Here is a 17,005-nt window from a genome sequence, read left to right on the forward strand (position 1 = left end):
CTTCCCCTCCTTTACAGATCATAGGTCTTTTGCATGAGCGGCGCAGCGCGCCCCGCCGAGCGGTCAAGCGCGGCCAGCAGCAGCGCGAGTGCTTCGGTCTGCCCCATCTGCCGCGCAAGGTCGCAGGCGGCAGACAGGCCGGAACGGTCGAGCACGCCGAACGACAGCAGCGCCGACAGACCGGGCACGTCCCGACTGTCTAAGAGCGTGCGCACGGCATCGGTCGGATGCTCGCGCAGACAGGTCAAATAGACCTCGCGCGCCTGCGCGGACAGTCCCACCGGCCACCGCAGACGCAAAAGCGCAACCCGGCAGGCCGTGTCATAGTCCTGAATGCGCAAAAGCCGCTCGAACGCGCCGTCGTACTGCAAAAATGACAGCACGCCGTTTTGAATGCACTGGCGATAGGCATAGCCTGCACCCTCAATGCGCCGCTGGAAGATGTGCGCCGGGCCGAGGTCTTCCAGTTCCTCGTTGAACGGCGGGAAGATCAGACGCGCTTCGGCGTATTTCTGGTGCAGATCGACCGCAATCTCGCCGCTGGTCTGGCCTAAAAGGTCGGACAGGCAGGTCTTTTCGCCCTCCTCGGCGTATAAATCGATGGTCTGAAAGGCGGTGCAGTTCATCAGGGCACCATGTCCGACCGCACGCACACCGGAATGCACGGTCAGCGCGCGCAGACTGTAACAGTTGTAAAAGGCATAACTGCCGATGCTGTGCACAGAAGACGGAATCACCACCCGCTCGATGGCGCGGGCATTGTGCACCGGAGCGGACGAAATCCGTTCGCCGGTGGTCAGACGCACCTCAAATACGTCGTATTTGGATACGTCGGGTTCACGCTCGGCACACAGATAATCACCGAGTGCAATGACCGGCAGATCATGTATGGTTTCGGGCAGGATAACGACCGGGTCAGATGTGCGGCAGCGCAGAATACAGACACCGGTATCCTGTTTGGTACAGAGTAATATGGCCTCATTTTCGCAAATGATCTGGTTCATAGGCCCTCCTTTGTTACGTTCCACTCTATCTTAACGCAAAGCGGGGATTGCGTCAATCGGAAGGCAAACAGACAAATACTGAAAGTTTCGCCAGCCTTTTCAAAGGCTGCGGAGTCTTGAGGCAGAGCCTCAAGTCGCCCGTCGCAACGGGCGAAACTCCCCTTTTGATTTTCGCTCTCGCGAAAATCAACTAAAATAAAAAAGAAAAGCGCGTCCCGCAGGACGCGCAATTCTCTGGAAAGACCAACCTTTCGGTTGGTCTTTCCTTCTTGTTTGTTTTGATTGATTCCCGGGTCGTACACCGGGAATCAAAGGGGGATTCCGCTCGCTGCGGCGAGCGGCTCAGGGCTCTGCCCTGAGAACCCGCAGCCTTTCGAGAAAGGCTGGCGAAAGCTTCCATATTGGCTGCGGTGCTTTAGGCAGACACGTCCTCAAACTGGCTATTATACAATGTCGCATAGAATCCATTCTTCTCGAGCAAGGTCTGATGATTACCCTGTTCGATAATATCGCCGTCCTTCATGACCAGAATCAAGTCTGCATCCTTGATGGTAGACAGTCGATGAGCGATAACAAAGCTGGTTCTGCCCTTCATCAGGTTATTCATTGCCTTCTGGATGAGCTGTTCGGTACGGGTATCGACGCTCGACGTCGCCTCATCCAGAATCATGATCTTATTATCAGCCAGAATTGCACGGGCGATGGTGAGCAGCTGGCGCTGACCCTGAGAAATATTGGATGCATCCTCGCTCAGCTCCATCTGATAGCCGCCGGGCAGGGTCTGGATGAAGTGGTGAACGTGTGCAGCCTTGGCAGCAGCGATGACTTCCTCATCGGTTGCGTCCAGTCTGCCATAGCGGATATTCTCCATGATCGTACCCTTAAACAGCCAAGTATCCTGCAAGACCATGCCGAATGCCTCGCGCAGCTGGCTGCGGTTGAAGTCGCGCACGTCGTGACCGTCGATGCGGATGGCACCGCTCTGCACGTCATAGAAGCGCATGAGCAGTTTGACCATGGTGGTCTTGCCCGCACCGGTCGGGCCAACGATAGCGACCGTCTGGCCGGGTTCGACGGTTGCGGAGAAGTCGCCAATGATGATCTTATTGGGGTCATAGCCGAAGCGGACGTGGTCGAAGGTGACCTGTCCCTGAATAGACGAAGCCGGAACCGGACTTTCTGCGAGCTGGTCTTCCTCTTCCTCTGCGAGGAACTCAAAGACGCGCTCGGCAGCTGCGGCCATGGACTGAAGCATATTGGACACCTGTGCCATCTGGGTGATGGGCTGGGTGAAGTTGCGCACGTACTGGATAAAGGACTGGATATCACCGACCTGGATGGTACCGGCAGCGGCCAGAATCGCGCCGAGCACGGTCACGGCAACATAGCCCAGGTTGCCGATAAACTGCATGATGGGCTGCATGAGGCCGGAGAAAAACTGCGACTTCCACGCCGACTGATATAATTTCTTGTTGGTCTCGCGGAACTCGTCGAGCACGGCCTGCTCACGGTTGAAGGCACGCACGACGTTATGGCCGGAGTAGGTCTCCTCGACCTGTCCGTTGATGGTGCCGAGGAAAGCCTGCTGTGCGCGGAAGTACTTCTGCGAGTGCTTGACCACGACCATGACCAGCACCATAGACACCGGCAGGATGACGATGGTCACACCGGTCATGATGGTATTGATGGACAGCATCATGATGATAACGCCGATGATGGTGGTCACCGAGGTGATGAGCTGGGTGACCGACTGGTTGAGGCTCTGACCCAGCGTATCGATATCGTTTGTGATGCGCGAGAGCACTTCACCGACCGTTTTGGACTCAAAGTACTTCATCGGCATGCGGTGAATCTTCTCCGAGATATCCCGGCGCAGGCGATAGCACAGGCGCTGGGTCACGCCGGTCATAATCCAACCCTGAATGAAGGAAAACAGGGCGCTGAGCAGATACAGACCGAGCAGCAGGAGCAAAATGGTACCGATCTTTCCGAAATTGATGCTTCCCGTGCCCTGCACCTTGGCAACCAGGCCGGAAAACAGTTCGGTGGTCGCCTGACCCAGAATCTTCGGGCCGACGACGTGAAACAAGGTACTGCCCACAGCGAACAGCAGAACGCCGATCAGAGCAAACCTAAACTTTCCCATGTAGGACAGCAAACGCAGTGTGCTGCCCTTAAAGTCCTTGGCCTTCTCGCCCGGCATCATACCATGACCGCCGCGCATCGGCCCTCTCATCGGTCTCTGACTCATGCGTTCATCCCTCCTAACTCCTTTTCCGACAGCTGCGACCGTGCGATTTCCTGATAAGTCGCACACGTCTTCATCAGCTCTTCATGGGTGCCGATGCCTGCTACCTTGCCCTCGTCGAGGACGATGATCTGTTCGGCGTGCAGGATGGTCGAAATACGCTGTGCGACGATGATCGTGGTCGCATCGTGTACGCGCTCGGACAGCGCACGGCGCAGTGCGGCATCGGTCTTATAGTCCAGTGCCGAGAACGAGTCGTCGAACAGGTAGATTTTCGGATTCTTGGCAATCGCGCGGGCGATGGACAGGCGCTGTTTCTGACCGCCCGACACGTTGGTACCGCCCTGTGCGATGGGGGTCTGGTAGCGGTCGGGTTTGCTCTCGATGAACTCGGTCGCCTGAGCGATCTCGGCAGCCTGTTCCATCTGGGCGTCCGAGATATCCGCACCGCCAAACTTCAGGTTGGATTCGATATCACCCGAGAACAGCACGCCCTTCTGCGGAACGTAGCCCAGCACCTCGTGCAGCTTATGCAGCGACAAATTACGGATATCAATACCGTCAATGGTGATGCGTCCGTAGCTTACGTCGAAGAAACGCGGAATGAGGTTTAACAGCGAGGACTTACCCGCACCGGTCGAGCCGATGATTGCGGTGGTCTGTCCGGGCTTTGCGGTGAAGGAAATATGCTCGAGCACGTCGGCATCGGCATCCGGATAGCGGAAGGATACGTCATCAAAGACAACCTCACCGCGGCAGTTGGTCAGCTTATCATCCTCGACCTTTGCCTTATCGCGGATGCGCGGTTCGGTGGTGAGCACCTCGTTGATACGGTCGGCGGCAACGCCTGCACGGGGCAGCATAATGGAAATCATGGAAATCATCAGGAAGGACATGATGATCTGCATGGTATAGGTGATAAACGCCATCATATCACCGACCTGCATGTTGCCGAGATCTACGCCATGTGCGCCAAACCAGACGATCGCAACCGTGACCACGTTCATAATCAGCATCATGCACGGCATCATAAAGGTCATAACGCGGTTGGTGACCAGCTGGGTGCGCGTCAGGGCGATATTCGCCCCGTCAAAGCGCTCTTCCTCGTGCTTTTCGCGGCTGAACGCACGGATAACCGGCAGGCCGGTCAAAATCTCACGGGCAACCAGGTTGAGGTTATCGATGAGGGTCTGCATCTTCTTAAAGCGCGGCAGCGCAACGCCCATCAGAACGGCAACCAGACACATGACCGCACCGACGGCGACCGCGATAATCCATGCCATGCTGGTCTCGGTGCGCATGACGCGGAAGATGCCGCCCAGTCCCAAAATCGGAGCATAGAGCACGATGCGCAGCAGCATGACGATGACCATTTGCACCTGTTGGATGTCGTTGGTCGAGCGCGTGATGAGCGACGCGGTGGAAAACTTGGTCATCTCCTCGTTGCCGAACGAGACAACGCGGGTAAACAGGCTTTCACGCAGGTGCATGGCGAGTTCTGCCGCCGTGCGCGAGGCGATCAGGCCGACCAGAATGGCAGCTGCGACCATGCCGAGCGACAGCGCCAGCATTTTGCCGCCGGTCGTGAGCAGGTAGTTCATCTGCATTTCGTGCAGGTCGTAGCCCAGTGCTTCATACTCTTTCTGCGTGAACAGAATGGCCTTCTGGGTGATGGTCGAGCCGCCCATGCCGGACAGCTGGCTTTCCATCTGGCTCTCTGCGCCCAGCAGGTGTTCGCGGGTGATTTCACCCGACTCCAGACGCGCGTACAGCGCATCGCGGTCGATCTGATCGGACGACTGGATGGTATCCAGCATGACCATGGGCATGGACATTGCCTCGTCCAGCTGCTCCAAGGTCTTTTCATCGTCGGTCGTGCGCACCCAGCGGTCACCCGACTGTTCATAGCAGGATGACACGAGCGCTTGCTCCTCGTCGGTCAAAAACAGGCTGAGGTCTTCCATGGTCGTGTCCCGCATCTCGGCAGGCGCGGCGTGCGCGATGCCGTTCTGCTGGATGCCGATATCGACCAGATTGGACGTAAACTGCGGCAAGGTCAGGTCGCAGCTGGCCTGGAAGATCAGCAGCATGAAAATGAGCACGACCGACTTCCACGACCGTTTCAGGTAGCCGAATATGTGCAGCATTTAAAGGTCTCCTTTCGATGGTTCGTTGAATTGTGCCAGGATGCCGGGCAGGCGGTGCAGGATGCGGCAGAACTCTGCGGCGTCCTCGGGTCCGAGTGCCTGTAAAATATACGTCATTTGCTCGCCCATATGCGCATAAATGGCCGCGACGCGTTCTCTTCCGGCCTCGGTCAACCGAATCTGCACGCAGCGACGGTCACTGCCGAGCGGCTCGCGGACAATCTGCCCCTTGCGTGCAAGGCTGCCCACGATCGCCGCCACGCGCGCGGTCGAAATGTGCATGGCGCGGCTGATCTCACCCGGCTGCGCCTGTCCGCCGGTCTGGCACAGGTAGTGCAGCACCTGTTTTTCGCCCTGATTGATGGTCTCGGCGTTGTGCTGTCTGGCTGTCTGATAGATTTCCCGCAAATCCTGGAAAATCTGCATGATCTGCTCGTCTGTCTGCAACGCTTTCCCTCCTTTTGCTAATGCTGTTAGCTATTATAAAATCAACAGTTTCTTTTGTCAACTATTCACAAGGCTGCATCAGCATTTTTATGGAACATCATAAAACCCGGACGCAAGTGCGTCCGGGTTTTAGACAGTTTTAAGCGTGGTATGGACTTGTCCTCAGACGTTGGCCTCGGGCGTTTCGTCCTTCTGCAAATGGCGGTCGAGCTCGGGTCGTTTGCCGCAAAAGTGCACGAGGTAACGCTCCATGCACTCGGCGACGATCTGCTCGGCTGCGCGGCGGCCATATACCTCGGAGATCGCCGTGCGGCGGCCTTCGAGCTGCTTGTAGACCTCGAAAAAGTGTGCAAACTCGTTGCCGATATGGGGCGGCAGGTCGTCATACTCGCGGTAGAAGTTCCAGGTCGGGTCGTGCTCACAGACCGCGATGATCTTGTCGTCACACGCGCCGTTATCTACCATGCGCACAACGCCAACCGGGTAGCACTGTACCATAATGGACGGGTCGAGGGTCTCCGAGCACAGAACCAGAACGTCCAGCGGGTCGCCGTCGTCGGCATAGGTACGCGGGATAAAACCGTAGTTTGCCGGGTAGTGGGTGGATGTGTGCAGAATGCGATCGAGACGCATCAGTCCCGTGCGCTTGTCCAGTTCATACTTTTTCTTGCTGCCCGCCGGAATCTCAATGACCGCGGTGAAGCTGTCGGGCTGAACCAGGGTTGGGTCGATGTCGTGCCAAATATTCATATCGCTTGTCCCCTTTCTGTGTCTGTAAAAAAGCGCGCGCCTCCGCAGTCCTCCGGAGGCGCATGCAGGGTCGAGAGACCCTCTCTTTATTTTAATACATTTCTTTGATATATGCCATAACATCTTCGCGGGTTCCCTTAAACGGGCCGGGCGTCTCCATCTTGAGCGACACCAGTGCGGCAGCGTACTGCAAAGCGGTCGGCACATCGGCGCGCAGGCGCTCGGTGATGTAGCCGGCAAAGCAGGTGTCACCGCGGCCGGTACGGCCGGACAGGTTGCGTGCGACGATCGGGCAGGTATAAATCTGCGTGCCGTCGTAGATCAGCACCTCGGTGTTGTGGGTAACCATAACTTCCTTGGCCCCCCACGCGTGCAGCTGGCGCGCAGCCGCGGCGCGGTCGTCCAGACCGGTCAGAATGGCAGCCTCGGCGGCGTCGGTCTTGAGGAAGTCGATCTCGGGTAAGTAAGTCAGTTTGTCCGCCCAGTCGTGGAACTGCATGCTCTTGTCGTCCTCGACGTGGCGCAGCATGCACTGCACATCGACCGCAACCTTTGCACCGGTCGCGTGTGCCTTTCGGAACAGCTCACCGTCAAAATCGCCGTAGACCAGACCGGCAAAGTGGTAGATGCTGGTCTCGACCTCGGGCAGCTCCTCAAAGGTGAACGGATCGCACTTGCCCATCGAGCGGCAGTCGCGGCGCTCCTTATCGGCGGTAAAATATTTATTGCGGATGGAACAGGTCTCAGCCGACGGCTTCCAGAAAATATCCGCGCCCGTACCGGCAAAGACAGCGTCCGGATCGGCATCCTTGGGATTGAGTTTGGTGAAAATTGCGGTCACGTTGCCGCTGTGTGCTGCGGCAAAACCCGACTGTACGATCGCACCGCCCACCTCACGGCGCTCAAAGTCCTGATAGTCGATATTCTGGTCGAGGGAAATCGGTCCAACAACCAAGGTGTCATAGTGCTTGTGCATCGCTTGCTCCTTTCCTCCAGACCGCGTCCCGGCCCGGCCCGCTTCTCTTGTTCTCTATGTCCGCACAGGTCAATACTGTGTGGTTTCCAGCTTTTTGACGTTGAGATTTCCGCCCAGTTTCTCCAAAAATACCGCTTGATCGGCCTGTGGATTGGCTCCCCGGAAGACCGCGATCGCGGTCAGGTGATACACGCCCCGCTCTTCGGTCTCGTCGAACTGCACGTGCGAGAGCGTGGCGTTCTGCTGCACGGAAAAACGGTTGAGGTCGTGCATGACACCGGACAGGTCTTTACACTCCAGATCGAGTGCGAGCGTGGCGTGACGGGTGACGTTCATCTTGCGCTGGACGACCTCAAAGACGGTCAGCGTCGCGTACACCGCCGCCGCACCGGTCAGGGCGATGGCGTAGTAGCCCGCACCTGCGGCAAGTCCCAGACAGGCGACCGCCCAGATACTTGCAGCCGTGGTTAGACCTTTAACCGACAGACCCTCGCGCATGATCGTACCTGCACCCAGAAAGCCCACGCCGGATACGACCTGTGCACCCAGACGAGCCGGGTCAGGGGTTGCGCCCAGCGGTCGGAACTCAACGAACAGGAAGTTGCTGACCACCATGGTGACGCACGCGCCCAGCGCGACCAGCATGTGCGTACGCATGCCCGCCGGACGGTGGTTGCGTCCGCGCTCGACGCCTACGACGATGCCGACCAGCATCGCACACAGCATGCGCAGAACCGCTTCAAAATAACTGATTTCTTCCAATACGACACTTGCCTCGCCAGCATCCATATACGGCAACTCCCTTTCTGTAAAAATCGACGCGAAAGCCAATATGCAATCGCTTTCATCGCCCGTGTTATACTACATATAGTACCATAACTATACCATTTCGCAAAGGTTGAATCACTTCCATTTTGCATAAACTTCTTTCAATATTTTCTACATTATGGCGTATCAAACAGATTTACTTGCTATTTTTTGTAAAATCAGCTAAAATAGGCTGGGAATTTATTCTCCCGTTTCACGAACACTTCTGCGCGTATCGATATCGTTGTGAAAGGACCGTTTGTTATGTACAAAATCGAACCCCATCTGCACACCCGGCAGGTCAGCAAATGCGGCTGGCTGGACGCCGAGGAACTCGCCCGTCTGTACCACGAGGCTGGATACCATGCCATCGCGGTCACCGACCACTACAACCCCGACACCTGGGTCTACATGGGCATTGATCCCAAAGATCCCGCCGATGTCATGCCGCGCTTTACCGAGGGCTACCAGAGGCTGGCCGAGGCTGCGGCGGCGTACAATATGACGGTCTACTTAGGCGCAGAGCTGCGCTTCTACGAGAACGACAACGACTATCTGTTCTACGGCTTTGACCCGGCCATGCTGGCCCATCCGCACGAGATCATGTCCATGGGCGCGGTTGCCTTCTCCGACATTGCACGCAAGTCCGGTGCGGTCTTTATTCAGGCGCACCCCTTCCGCAAGACCTGTGTACCGCTTGCGCCCTGCTTCCTCGACGGCATTGAGGTATACAATGCAAATCCCCGTCACATGCACCACAACCACAACGATCTCGCGCAGGCGCTGGCCGACGCGCAGGGTCCCGGCTTTATTCAGACCGCCGGTTCGGACTGTCACCGTCTGGAGGACGTTGGTCTGAGCGGCATTCAGAGCCGTATCCTGCCGCCGAATGCGACTGCTTTCGCCACGCTGCTGCGCTCGGGTTCCTTTGAGCGTATCATTCCGGCACAGGATGGCAATTCCGATCGATAAGCGCAAAAAAATAGAGGGATGCAGCTGCATCCCTCTGTCTGTTTGCCCGGCTCCATGTGTGGAGCTGGGTGTTTTTTTGTTTTGGGGTCGTTTTGTTTGCTTTCCGGGGTGGATGTCGGGAAGCAAAGGGGTTTCGCCATCTGCGGATGGCGATGGGAAACGAGAGTTCATTGATTCCCGGGCCGAACACCGGGAATCAAAAGGGGGATTTCGCCCGTTGCGACGGGCGACTCAGGGCAACGGTGCCCGCGTGTTAGGGCCTTGGCCGAACAAGTCGGCCACAGCCTTGCGGGAAAACGCCCCACAGGGGCCTTTTCTGGTTCCGCAAGGTGAGCGAAAGCTTCAATTAGATCCGATTTTCCTTTTCGCTATGTAGGATTTTCAGGCAAACACGGTCTGCACGAGTGCCATATACAGCACGGTACCTGCGGCGATACTGAGCAAGGTATTATGCTTCCACTTATGCAGCGCCACGATGAACGCGATCGCGATCAGTTCAGGCAGGCCGTGCAAATTAGTGAACACGGCATCTTTCAAGCAGTACACGACCAGAAGGCCGATGACGGCGTAAGGCAGGACGGTACCGAGATAGCTGATAAATGCCGGTGGTTTTTTGCCCTCGGGAAAGATCAGAAAGGGCAGAAAACGGGTTGCCATCGTGCCCAGCACGACAGCCAGAACGGTCAGAATACTCTGTGTCGTCGTCATCCGGCTGCCTCCTTCCGCGTGGTCTTGGGACGGGTCAGGGTAAAGCACAGGATAATGAGTGCCATGGCGGGCAGGATGAAGGACGATGCGCCGAATATCAGCAGGCACAGAAGCGAACAGCCCAGGCCGGTCAGTGCCGGTCTGTGGTCGGGGTTCTGCTCCCATTGGCCGATAAACATGACCACAAACAGCGCGGTCATCACAAATTCCAGTCCGGTCGTGTCAAACTGGACGACACAGCCCAGCAGTGCGCCCAAGGTCGCCCCGCCCACCCAGTACAGATGGTTGAGCAGGGTGACAAAGAACATAAACCAGCCCCGGTCGACGCCCTCAGGCGGTTCGACCGTGCAGTTGATGGTGAACGACTCGTCGCACATGCCGAAAATCAGATAAAATTTCTTCCATCCGGTATTTTTGAACTTTTCCAGCATGGAAATGCCGTAAAACAGGTGTCTCGCGTTGACCATGAGCGCCAGAACAAAGGCGTGGAAGGGCTGAAACGCTGACAGGAGCAGGCTCACGGTGACAAACTCCATCGAACCTGCAAAGATGAACAGGCTCATAAGCATCGGATAAATCACCGAAAAGCCCTGGCTCTTCATCAGAAACCCGTAGGACATCCCCAAAAACAGAAAGCCCACACAGATTGGTATGGTGTACGGCAGCGCCGCACGGAACGCCTTACGCTTCATGCTGTCCCCCTCCTCTGCGCGTCCGAACGCGGGTTACTGCACGTAGCTCTTGGCCGTATCCAGATTGATCTCGGACAGCTTATCGCCCTCCGTGACCTCAGCTGCCTGCTGCCAGGCCTCGGCCTGCTCAGAGAACAGTGCTTCCTCTACGGTTGCCTGCTTTGCGGTGAAGTCCTCATCGCGCAGCGGCAGGCGCTGGATGATGTGCCAGCCATAGCTCGACTTGATCGGGTCGGAAATACCGCCGACTTCCAGTGCCTTGGTACCCTGATAGAACGCGTCGACCATCTCACCCTCGGTGAAGACGTAGCCGTCCGGGCTGCTCTCCATGCCGGGGTCTTCGTTATACTCCTTGATCAGTGCGTCAAAGTCCTCGCCTGCCTTGGCACGGGAAGCAACTTCCTCAGCCTTAGCCTTGAGCGCGTCCTGATCGGGCAGCTCTTTCTTCTCGCCATCGACAGTCTTAATCAGAACGTGCTTGCAGCGCATATAGGTCTGGTCAAAGCGCTCGCGGGCAGCGTTCGGGTTGGCTTCCAGATATGCTGCACGCAGCTTGCTGATCATGACGTTCAGGCGTGCCAGATTGCCGTACTGCTCGCGGGTCAGACCGACGCTCTTGAGGTACTCGTCGACCTGATCGGCACCGCCCATCTGCTCCTCAAACTCGGCCATCTGTGCATCGATCTCGCTGTCCTCAACGGTCAGGCCCTGCGCCTCCATCTGCTTTTCGCACACGGCCATGTAGGTCAGCTGCTGCTTTGCCAAGGTGGCAATGTTATCGCTGTACGTCTGACGGTCGGCCTCGTCGGTCACGTCCGCCGAAGTCTGCTGGCCGTACATCGACAGCATGCTGTCCAAGCGGTTCTGATTATATAAGAACGAGACCGCGTACTCCTCCGCGGTGAAGTCCACGCCGTCTACGGTCAGCACGACCGCGTTCTTCTCTTCCTCGCTTGCCGCCTCTACGGTCTCTTTACCGCCGCATGCGGTCAGGCTCAGTGCCATCACAGCTGCCAGCACGCCGGCTGCTGCTCGTTTCCAAAAAGTTCTCTTCATCTTGGTATAGCTCCTCTCTCTCCGGTTGATTCTCGGATGCAAGTTATCTTTTATTATACCAACTTTTCGCCCATTTCACAACCTTTTATCATTGCGCTACGCGATCCTCCCGGAAAAAGTGTCAGGACCGGCACCAATACGGTACCGGCCCTAACGGAGTCATGAGAATATAAAAAGGGAATCAAAGTGGGTCAAGGGTTAGTGGCAGCATCCGCCGCCATGGGAATGGCCGCCGGAACAGGAGCAGCCGCCCGAGCAGCCCGAACAACCGCCCTTCTTCTTATCCTTGATGACGCTGCGCACGGCCAGCACGACCGCGATGACGAGCACCAAAACGATGAGAATGGTTGGTAAATTCATAACAGAAACCGCCTTTCCCCGGTCGGGCTTCCCTTATGCCTTGACGGCTGCGCGGCGCAGCTTGGCTTCTGCCTTGGGCTGCGGACGGAACAGCAGGTACAGGAAGACGACCAGAATGATGATCGCAGCGACTGTGCCGACACCGAACGAAGCCGCGCCGGTCAGCAGTGCGCCGAACTGATAAATACACAGAGAGACCATGTACGCGAGCAGGCACTGATAACCGACAGCGATCAGCGTCCACTTGCCGCCCAGCTCACGACGGACTGCGCCGATCGCAGCAAAGCAGGGTGCGCACAGGAGATTGAAGACCAGGAAGGAGTAAGCCGCAACCGGCGTGAATACCTGCTGCATGGTGCCCCAGATTTCTACGCCGTCCTCGGCGACCTCGGCAAAGCCGAACAGCACGCCCAGCGTACCGACGACGTTTTCCTTTGCGATCAGGCCGCTGATGGCTGCGACCGCTGCACGCCAATCGCCCCAGCCGAGCGGTGCGAAGATGGGTGCGAGCACGTTGCCGATGGATGCCAGGATGGACTCATTCTGTTCAACCATTTCCAGACGGAAGTTAAAGGTCTGGAGGAACCAGATGAGGGTAACTGCCAGAAAAATGACCGTTCCGGCCTTCTTGATGAAGGCAACAGCACGCTCCCACATGTGGCGCAGCACGCCCTTGAGGCTGGGCCAGTGGTATGCAGGCAGCTCCATAACAAACGGAGCGGGATCACCGACAAACAAGCGGGTCTTCTTGAGAATGATGCCCGAGCAGATGATGGCTGCGACGCCGACGAAGTATGCCGACGGGCCGACCCACCATGCACCGCCGAAAAGTGCGCCCGCGATGAGCGCGATGACCGGCAGCTTAGCCGAGCACGGGATAAAGGTCGTAGTGATGACCGTCATGCGGCGGTCACGCTGGTTTTCGATGGTACGGGAAGCCATGATGCCGGGTACGCCGCAGCCCGTGCCGATGAGCATGGGAATGAACGACTTGCCGGACAGGCCGAAACGACGGAAAATACGGTCCATCAGGAAGGCGATACGCGCCATATAGCCGCAGTCCTCGAGGAACGCCAGGCACAGGAAGAGTACCATCATCTGCGGCAGGAAGCCCAGAACCGAGCCGACACCGGCGACGATGCCGTCGAGCACCAGACCGTTCAGCCATTCCGGGGTTGCAGCTGCGGCCAGCCAGCCCTCAACAGCAGGCGGAATGATCTCACCGAACAGCACATCGTTGACCCAGTCGGTCATCATGGTGCCAACGGTGGAGATGGACAGATAGTAAACCAGGAACATAATGCCCACGAAGATCGGGAAACCGAGCCAGCGGTTGGTGACGATCTGGTCGATCTTGTCGCTGCCGGTCAGCTTATGCGCCTTGCCCTCGCGACCGGCGGCATGTGCCAGCTTGGCTGCGCACTCGTAGCGGGCGTTGGTGATGATGCTCTCGGCATCGTCGTCCTGCGCGTCCTCTACGGTCTTGATGTACGCCTCGATGGTGTCCTTTGCCATCTGGCCGAGCGGCAGTTCGGTGCGCGCGTCGCGCTCGAACAGCTTGACGGCGTACCAGCGGTTATGCGACGGCTGACAGTGGCCGCTCACCTGCGTGCCGATCTGCTCCAGTGCGTGTTCGATGTCCTTGCCGAAGGTGACCGGCTTTGCCGCCTGACGGCTCTTTGCCGCACGCACGGCTTCCAGCGCAGCCTCGACGCACTTTTCGCCCTTGAGTGCGCTGATCTCGATGACCGGCACGCCCAGTGCCTGCGACAGTGCGCTCGACTGGATGGAACCGCCCTGACGGCGTACCACGTCCATCATATTGAGCGCGATGACGACCGGCAGGCCCAGTTCCATGAGCTGGGTGGTCAGGTACAGGTTGCGCTCCAAGTTGGACGCGTCGATAATGTTCAGAATCGCGTCGGGCTGCTCAGTGACCAGATAGTCACGGGTTACAACCTCCTCAAGCGTGTACGGCGAAAGCGAATAAACGCCCGGCAAGTCCTGAATGATCACGTCTCCGTGACCGCGCAGCTTGCCTTCCTTTTTTTCAACGGTGACGCCGGGCCAGTTGCCGACGTGCTGACTTGCACCGGTCAGGGCATTGAACAGTGTGGTCTTGCCACAGTTCGGGTTGCCCGCCAGCGCGATTTTCATCCCCATAGCTGAAACCTCCCTCATTGTTTCATGTTAACGCTTTTGGTTTGTTTTCTCTAATTGTTTCCCTCTGCTAACCCATGCCGCAAAAAGAGGCAGCCGCACAGAGCGGGCTGCATCCGATGGGCGTTATAGAGGAAAACGATGTTACTGTACTTCGATGGCGGCGCAGTCTGCCTTACGCAGAGACAGCTCGTAGCCGCGTACGGTGATTTCCATGGGATCGCCGAGCGGCGCGACCTTGCGGACAAAGACGGTCACACCCTTGGTGATACCCATGTCCATGATGCGGCGCTTGATCGGGCCCTCGCCATGCAGACGGACGACCGATACCGTCTCACCCGGCTTTACCTGTTCCAGGCTCTTCATCGTGTTTTCCCCTCCTTAGCTTTGTGATCGTATGCGAAATTTGTAAAAAAACTTAACTGATTAAGATGCGCGACGCGGTTGCACGGTCGAGTGCGACGCGGCTGTCGCGGATTTGCAGGATCAGGTTACCGCCGCGTTCTGCGACCACGGATACCGCGGCACCAACCACGAACCCAAGCGACTCCAGATGACGGCGTGCTTCATCCTTACCCAGGATGCGCTGGATCACACCGGTATGTCCCGGCTTTGCGAATGTAAGCGGCATAAGCGCGTTCTCCTTTTCTGTATCCATTATAAGTTAGTCCTTTCTAACCTTTGCAATGCACAGTTTACCATAACTAACTTATTCTGTCAATAGATCGGACTGAAAAAATTGCAAATTTGCGTATAATATGCTACCATATATGAGAAGACTTTTCCCGGAAGGGATGCTACGGAATGGAGGGCCAAAACCTTGCGCATCCAAAAATCCGCCGAGGACTATCTGGAAACCATCCTGCGGCTGACGCTCCGAAACGGTTCGGTGCGTTCGATCGATATCGCAACCGATCTGGGTTTCTCCAAACCCAGTGTATCCACCGCGATGAAGCGTCTGCGTGAAAACGGTTATATCATCGTAAAACCCCACGGTCTGATTGAGCTGACCGAGCAGGGACGCGAGATCGCCGACAAGATCTACGAGCGTCACACCCTGCTGACCGAATACCTGACGACAATCGGTGTCCCGCACGACATCGCCGAACAGGATGCCTGCAAAATCGAACACATCCTCAGCGAGGAAACCTTTGCGCGCATCCGCGACCACGCCGAGCGCAACAGCCGCCAAAACCGCCCCGAATAATCCGGGCGGTTTTCTTATCTCAACGCACAGGAGGATATTTTTATGTTGATCCGTCCCGAAACCCCTGCCGATCTGCCAGCCATTCACCAGCTGGTGACGCTCGCGTTTGCCAGTGCAGCGCACAGCGACGGCACCGAACAAGATCTGGTCGACGCCCTGCGCGCCGGCGGTCACTGTGCACTTTCTCTGGTCGCCGTGCAGGACGACCAGATCGTGGGACATATTCTGTTTTCTCCCGCCACGGTCGGCAGCCATCCGGTCGCGGCGCTCGCGCCCCTGGCCGTCCATCCCGACTGCCAGCGTCAGGGCATCGGCTCGGCACTCGTGCGCGAAGGCCATCGACTGATCGCCGCGCGTGGTTATGACTGGTCAGTCGTACTGGGCAGCGAAACCTATTACCCGCGGTTTGGATATCAGCCCGCGCGTGCGCTCGGTATCCGTGCACCCTTTGACGTGCCGGACGAAAATTTTATGGCCATCCGGCTGCGCCCGGACGCGCCTGTCCTGTCCGGAGTCATGCAGTACGCTCCGGAATTCGGCATCTGAGCCGTTCTGTGCACTTTCGCATTGATAATCGACAAAAGGTGCAGTATAATAGTTCTATCTACAATCATTAAAACCGTTAGGAGTTGTTTACTATGGGTTGTTCGCACAACTGCGAATCCTGTTCTTCGAACTGCAGCGAGCCCAAAAGCCTGCAGGTTGCCCCCAACAAGCTGTCCACCGTCCGCAAGGTGATCGGCGTTGTTTCGGGTAAGGGCGGCGTCGGCAAGTCGCTGGTTACGTCCATGCTGGCGGTCTCCATGACCCGCCGCGGTTACCACAGCGCCATTCTGGACGCTGACATCACCGGTCCTTCCATCCCCAAGGCCTTTGGCCTCTCGGGTGAGCTTGAGGGCTGCGAGGAGGGTATTTACCCCAAGACCTCGTCGACCGGTATCGACATGATTTCCATTAACTTCCTGCTGCCCCACGCCGATGACCCGGTGATCTACCGCGGCCCCATCATCGCAGAAACCGTCAAGCAGTTCTGGTCCGACGTCATCTGGCAGGATGTAGACTTTATGTTCGTCGACATGCCTCCCGGAACCGGCGACGTACCGCTGACCGTGTTCCAGTCGCTGCCCATCGACGGCATCATCGTCATGACCTCGCCGCAGGATCTGGTTTCCATGATCGTGGGCAAGGCGGTCAAGATGGCGCAGATGATGAACATTCCGGTACTGGGTGTCATCGAAAACTACAGCTACATCGAGTGCCCCGACTGCGGGGGGCACATCGAGGTCTTTGGCAAGAGCCGTGTCGAGGAAGTCGCTGCACAGTACGGCGTGCCGGTACTGGCAAAGCTGCCCATCGATCCCAAGCTGGCTGAGGCAGTCGACGCTGGCTGCATCGAGGATGCCAAGCTGCCCGAGTCGCTCCAGGGCGCAACCGCTATGCTGGAAAAGCTGCTCTAATTTCAGGTTTTCCA

General features: G+C 57.4%; 18 protein-coding genes. 4 read left to right on the forward strand and 14 right to left on the reverse strand.

Going from position 1 to position 17,005, the window contains the following annotated elements:
• Window positions 1–11: 11 nt before the first annotated feature.
• The 7 genes from B5F17_RS06845 to B5F17_RS06880 all read right to left on the reverse strand — a co-directional run bounded on the left by B5F17_RS06845 (window position 12) and on the right by B5F17_RS06880 (window position 8,361).
• Window positions 12–1,004, reverse strand: a complete 993-nt coding sequence (locus B5F17_RS06845; RefSeq protein ID WP_087372265.1) for a leucine-rich repeat protein — start codon at window positions 1,002–1,004, stop codon at window positions 12–14.
• Between the two features lie 415 nt (window positions 1,005–1,419).
• Window positions 1,420–3,255 carry an ABC transporter ATP-binding protein gene (locus B5F17_RS06855; RefSeq protein WP_087372271.1) on the reverse strand — a complete coding sequence of 612 codons (1,836 nt, stop codon included), beginning with the start codon at window positions 3,253–3,255 and terminating at the stop codon, window positions 1,420–1,422.
• Window positions 3,252–5,399: an ABC transporter ATP-binding protein gene (locus B5F17_RS06860; protein WP_087372272.1), complete on the reverse strand. Its 2,148-nt coding sequence runs from the start codon at window positions 5,397–5,399 to the stop codon at window positions 3,252–3,254. The genes B5F17_RS06855 and B5F17_RS06860 overlap by 4 nt, the downstream gene beginning before the upstream one ends.
• Complete coding sequence (locus tag B5F17_RS06865; RefSeq protein WP_087372274.1) at window positions 5,400–5,846, reverse strand: MarR family winged helix-turn-helix transcriptional regulator; 447 nt, start codon at window positions 5,844–5,846, stop codon at window positions 5,400–5,402. It abuts the gene before it with no gap.
• A gap of 162 nt (window positions 5,847–6,008) precedes the next feature.
• On the reverse strand, window positions 6,009–6,596 hold the full coding sequence (locus B5F17_RS06870; RefSeq protein WP_016149050.1) for an inorganic diphosphatase: 588 nt from the start codon (window positions 6,594–6,596) through the stop codon (window positions 6,009–6,011).
• 91 nt (window positions 6,597–6,687) lie between these two features.
• A complete protein-coding gene (locus tag B5F17_RS06875; RefSeq protein WP_087372276.1) occupies window positions 6,688–7,572 on the reverse strand; it encodes a PfkB family carbohydrate kinase in 885 nt (294 codons plus the stop codon).
• 69 nt (window positions 7,573–7,641) lie between these two features.
• Window positions 7,642–8,361, reverse strand: coding sequence for an MgtC/SapB family protein (locus tag B5F17_RS06880; RefSeq protein ID WP_087372279.1), 720 nt, complete (start codon window positions 8,359–8,361; stop codon window positions 7,642–7,644).
• Window positions 8,362–8,643: 282 nt separating this feature from the next.
• Between B5F17_RS06880 and B5F17_RS06885 the strand changes: the two genes are divergently transcribed.
• Window positions 8,644–9,351, forward strand: coding sequence for a PHP domain-containing protein (locus tag B5F17_RS06885; protein WP_016149047.1), 708 nt, complete (start codon window positions 8,644–8,646; stop codon window positions 9,349–9,351).
• Between the two features lie 381 nt (window positions 9,352–9,732).
• Here the strand turns inward: B5F17_RS06885 and B5F17_RS06890 are convergent, their stop codons facing one another.
• The 7 genes from B5F17_RS06890 to B5F17_RS06920 all read right to left on the reverse strand — a co-directional run bounded on the left by B5F17_RS06890 (window position 9,733) and on the right by B5F17_RS06920 (window position 14,958).
• Complete coding sequence (locus tag B5F17_RS06890; RefSeq protein ID WP_016149046.1) at window positions 9,733–10,059, reverse strand: branched-chain amino acid transport AzlD family protein; 327 nt, start codon at window positions 10,057–10,059, stop codon at window positions 9,733–9,735.
• A complete protein-coding gene (locus B5F17_RS06895) occupies window positions 10,056–10,751 on the reverse strand; it encodes an AzlC family ABC transporter permease (protein WP_087372281.1) in 696 nt (231 codons plus the stop codon). The genes B5F17_RS06890 and B5F17_RS06895 overlap by 4 nt, the downstream gene beginning before the upstream one ends.
• A 33-nt stretch (window positions 10,752–10,784) precedes the next feature.
• Window positions 10,785–11,807 carry a peptidylprolyl isomerase gene (locus tag B5F17_RS06900; protein WP_087372284.1) on the reverse strand — a complete coding sequence of 341 codons (1,023 nt, stop codon included), beginning with the start codon at window positions 11,805–11,807 and terminating at the stop codon, window positions 10,785–10,787.
• Between the two features lie 198 nt (window positions 11,808–12,005).
• On the reverse strand, window positions 12,006–12,167 hold the full coding sequence (locus B5F17_RS06905) for a FeoB-associated Cys-rich membrane protein (RefSeq protein ID WP_087372287.1): 162 nt from the start codon (window positions 12,165–12,167) through the stop codon (window positions 12,006–12,008).
• A 33-nt stretch (window positions 12,168–12,200) separates the two neighbouring features.
• Window positions 12,201–14,330, reverse strand: a complete 2,130-nt coding sequence (gene feoB / locus B5F17_RS06910; protein WP_087372290.1) for a ferrous iron transport protein B — start codon at window positions 14,328–14,330, stop codon at window positions 12,201–12,203.
• A gap of 141 nt (window positions 14,331–14,471) precedes the next feature.
• Window positions 14,472–14,693 carry a FeoA family protein gene (locus tag B5F17_RS06915; RefSeq protein ID WP_016149041.1) on the reverse strand — a complete coding sequence of 74 codons (222 nt, stop codon included), beginning with the start codon at window positions 14,691–14,693 and terminating at the stop codon, window positions 14,472–14,474.
• 52 nt (window positions 14,694–14,745) lie between these two features.
• Complete coding sequence (locus tag B5F17_RS06920; RefSeq protein WP_016149040.1) at window positions 14,746–14,958, reverse strand: FeoA family protein; 213 nt, start codon at window positions 14,956–14,958, stop codon at window positions 14,746–14,748.
• A gap of 189 nt (window positions 14,959–15,147) precedes the next feature.
• On the opposite strand from B5F17_RS06920, the gene B5F17_RS06925 reads away from it, so the two are divergent.
• The 3 genes from B5F17_RS06925 to B5F17_RS06935 all read left to right on the forward strand — a co-directional run bounded on the left by B5F17_RS06925 (window position 15,148) and on the right by B5F17_RS06935 (window position 16,991).
• Window positions 15,148–15,534, forward strand: a complete 387-nt coding sequence (locus B5F17_RS06925; RefSeq protein ID WP_016149039.1) for a metal-dependent transcriptional regulator — start codon at window positions 15,148–15,150, stop codon at window positions 15,532–15,534.
• Window positions 15,535–15,576: 42 nt separating this feature from the next.
• Window positions 15,577–16,080 carry a GNAT family N-acetyltransferase gene (locus B5F17_RS06930; protein ID WP_087372293.1) on the forward strand — a complete coding sequence of 168 codons (504 nt, stop codon included), beginning with the start codon at window positions 15,577–15,579 and terminating at the stop codon, window positions 16,078–16,080.
• A gap of 92 nt (window positions 16,081–16,172) precedes the next feature.
• Window positions 16,173–16,991: an Mrp/NBP35 family ATP-binding protein gene (locus B5F17_RS06935; protein ID WP_087372296.1), complete on the forward strand. Its 819-nt coding sequence runs from the start codon at window positions 16,173–16,175 to the stop codon at window positions 16,989–16,991.
• The last annotated feature ends 14 nt before the right edge of the window (window positions 16,992–17,005 follow it).

The sequence above is a fragment of the Butyricicoccus pullicaecorum genome, from assembly GCF_002160355.1.
In the GTDB taxonomy this organism is placed as follows: Bacteria; Bacillota; Clostridia; order Oscillospirales; family Butyricicoccaceae; genus Butyricicoccus; species Butyricicoccus pullicaecorum.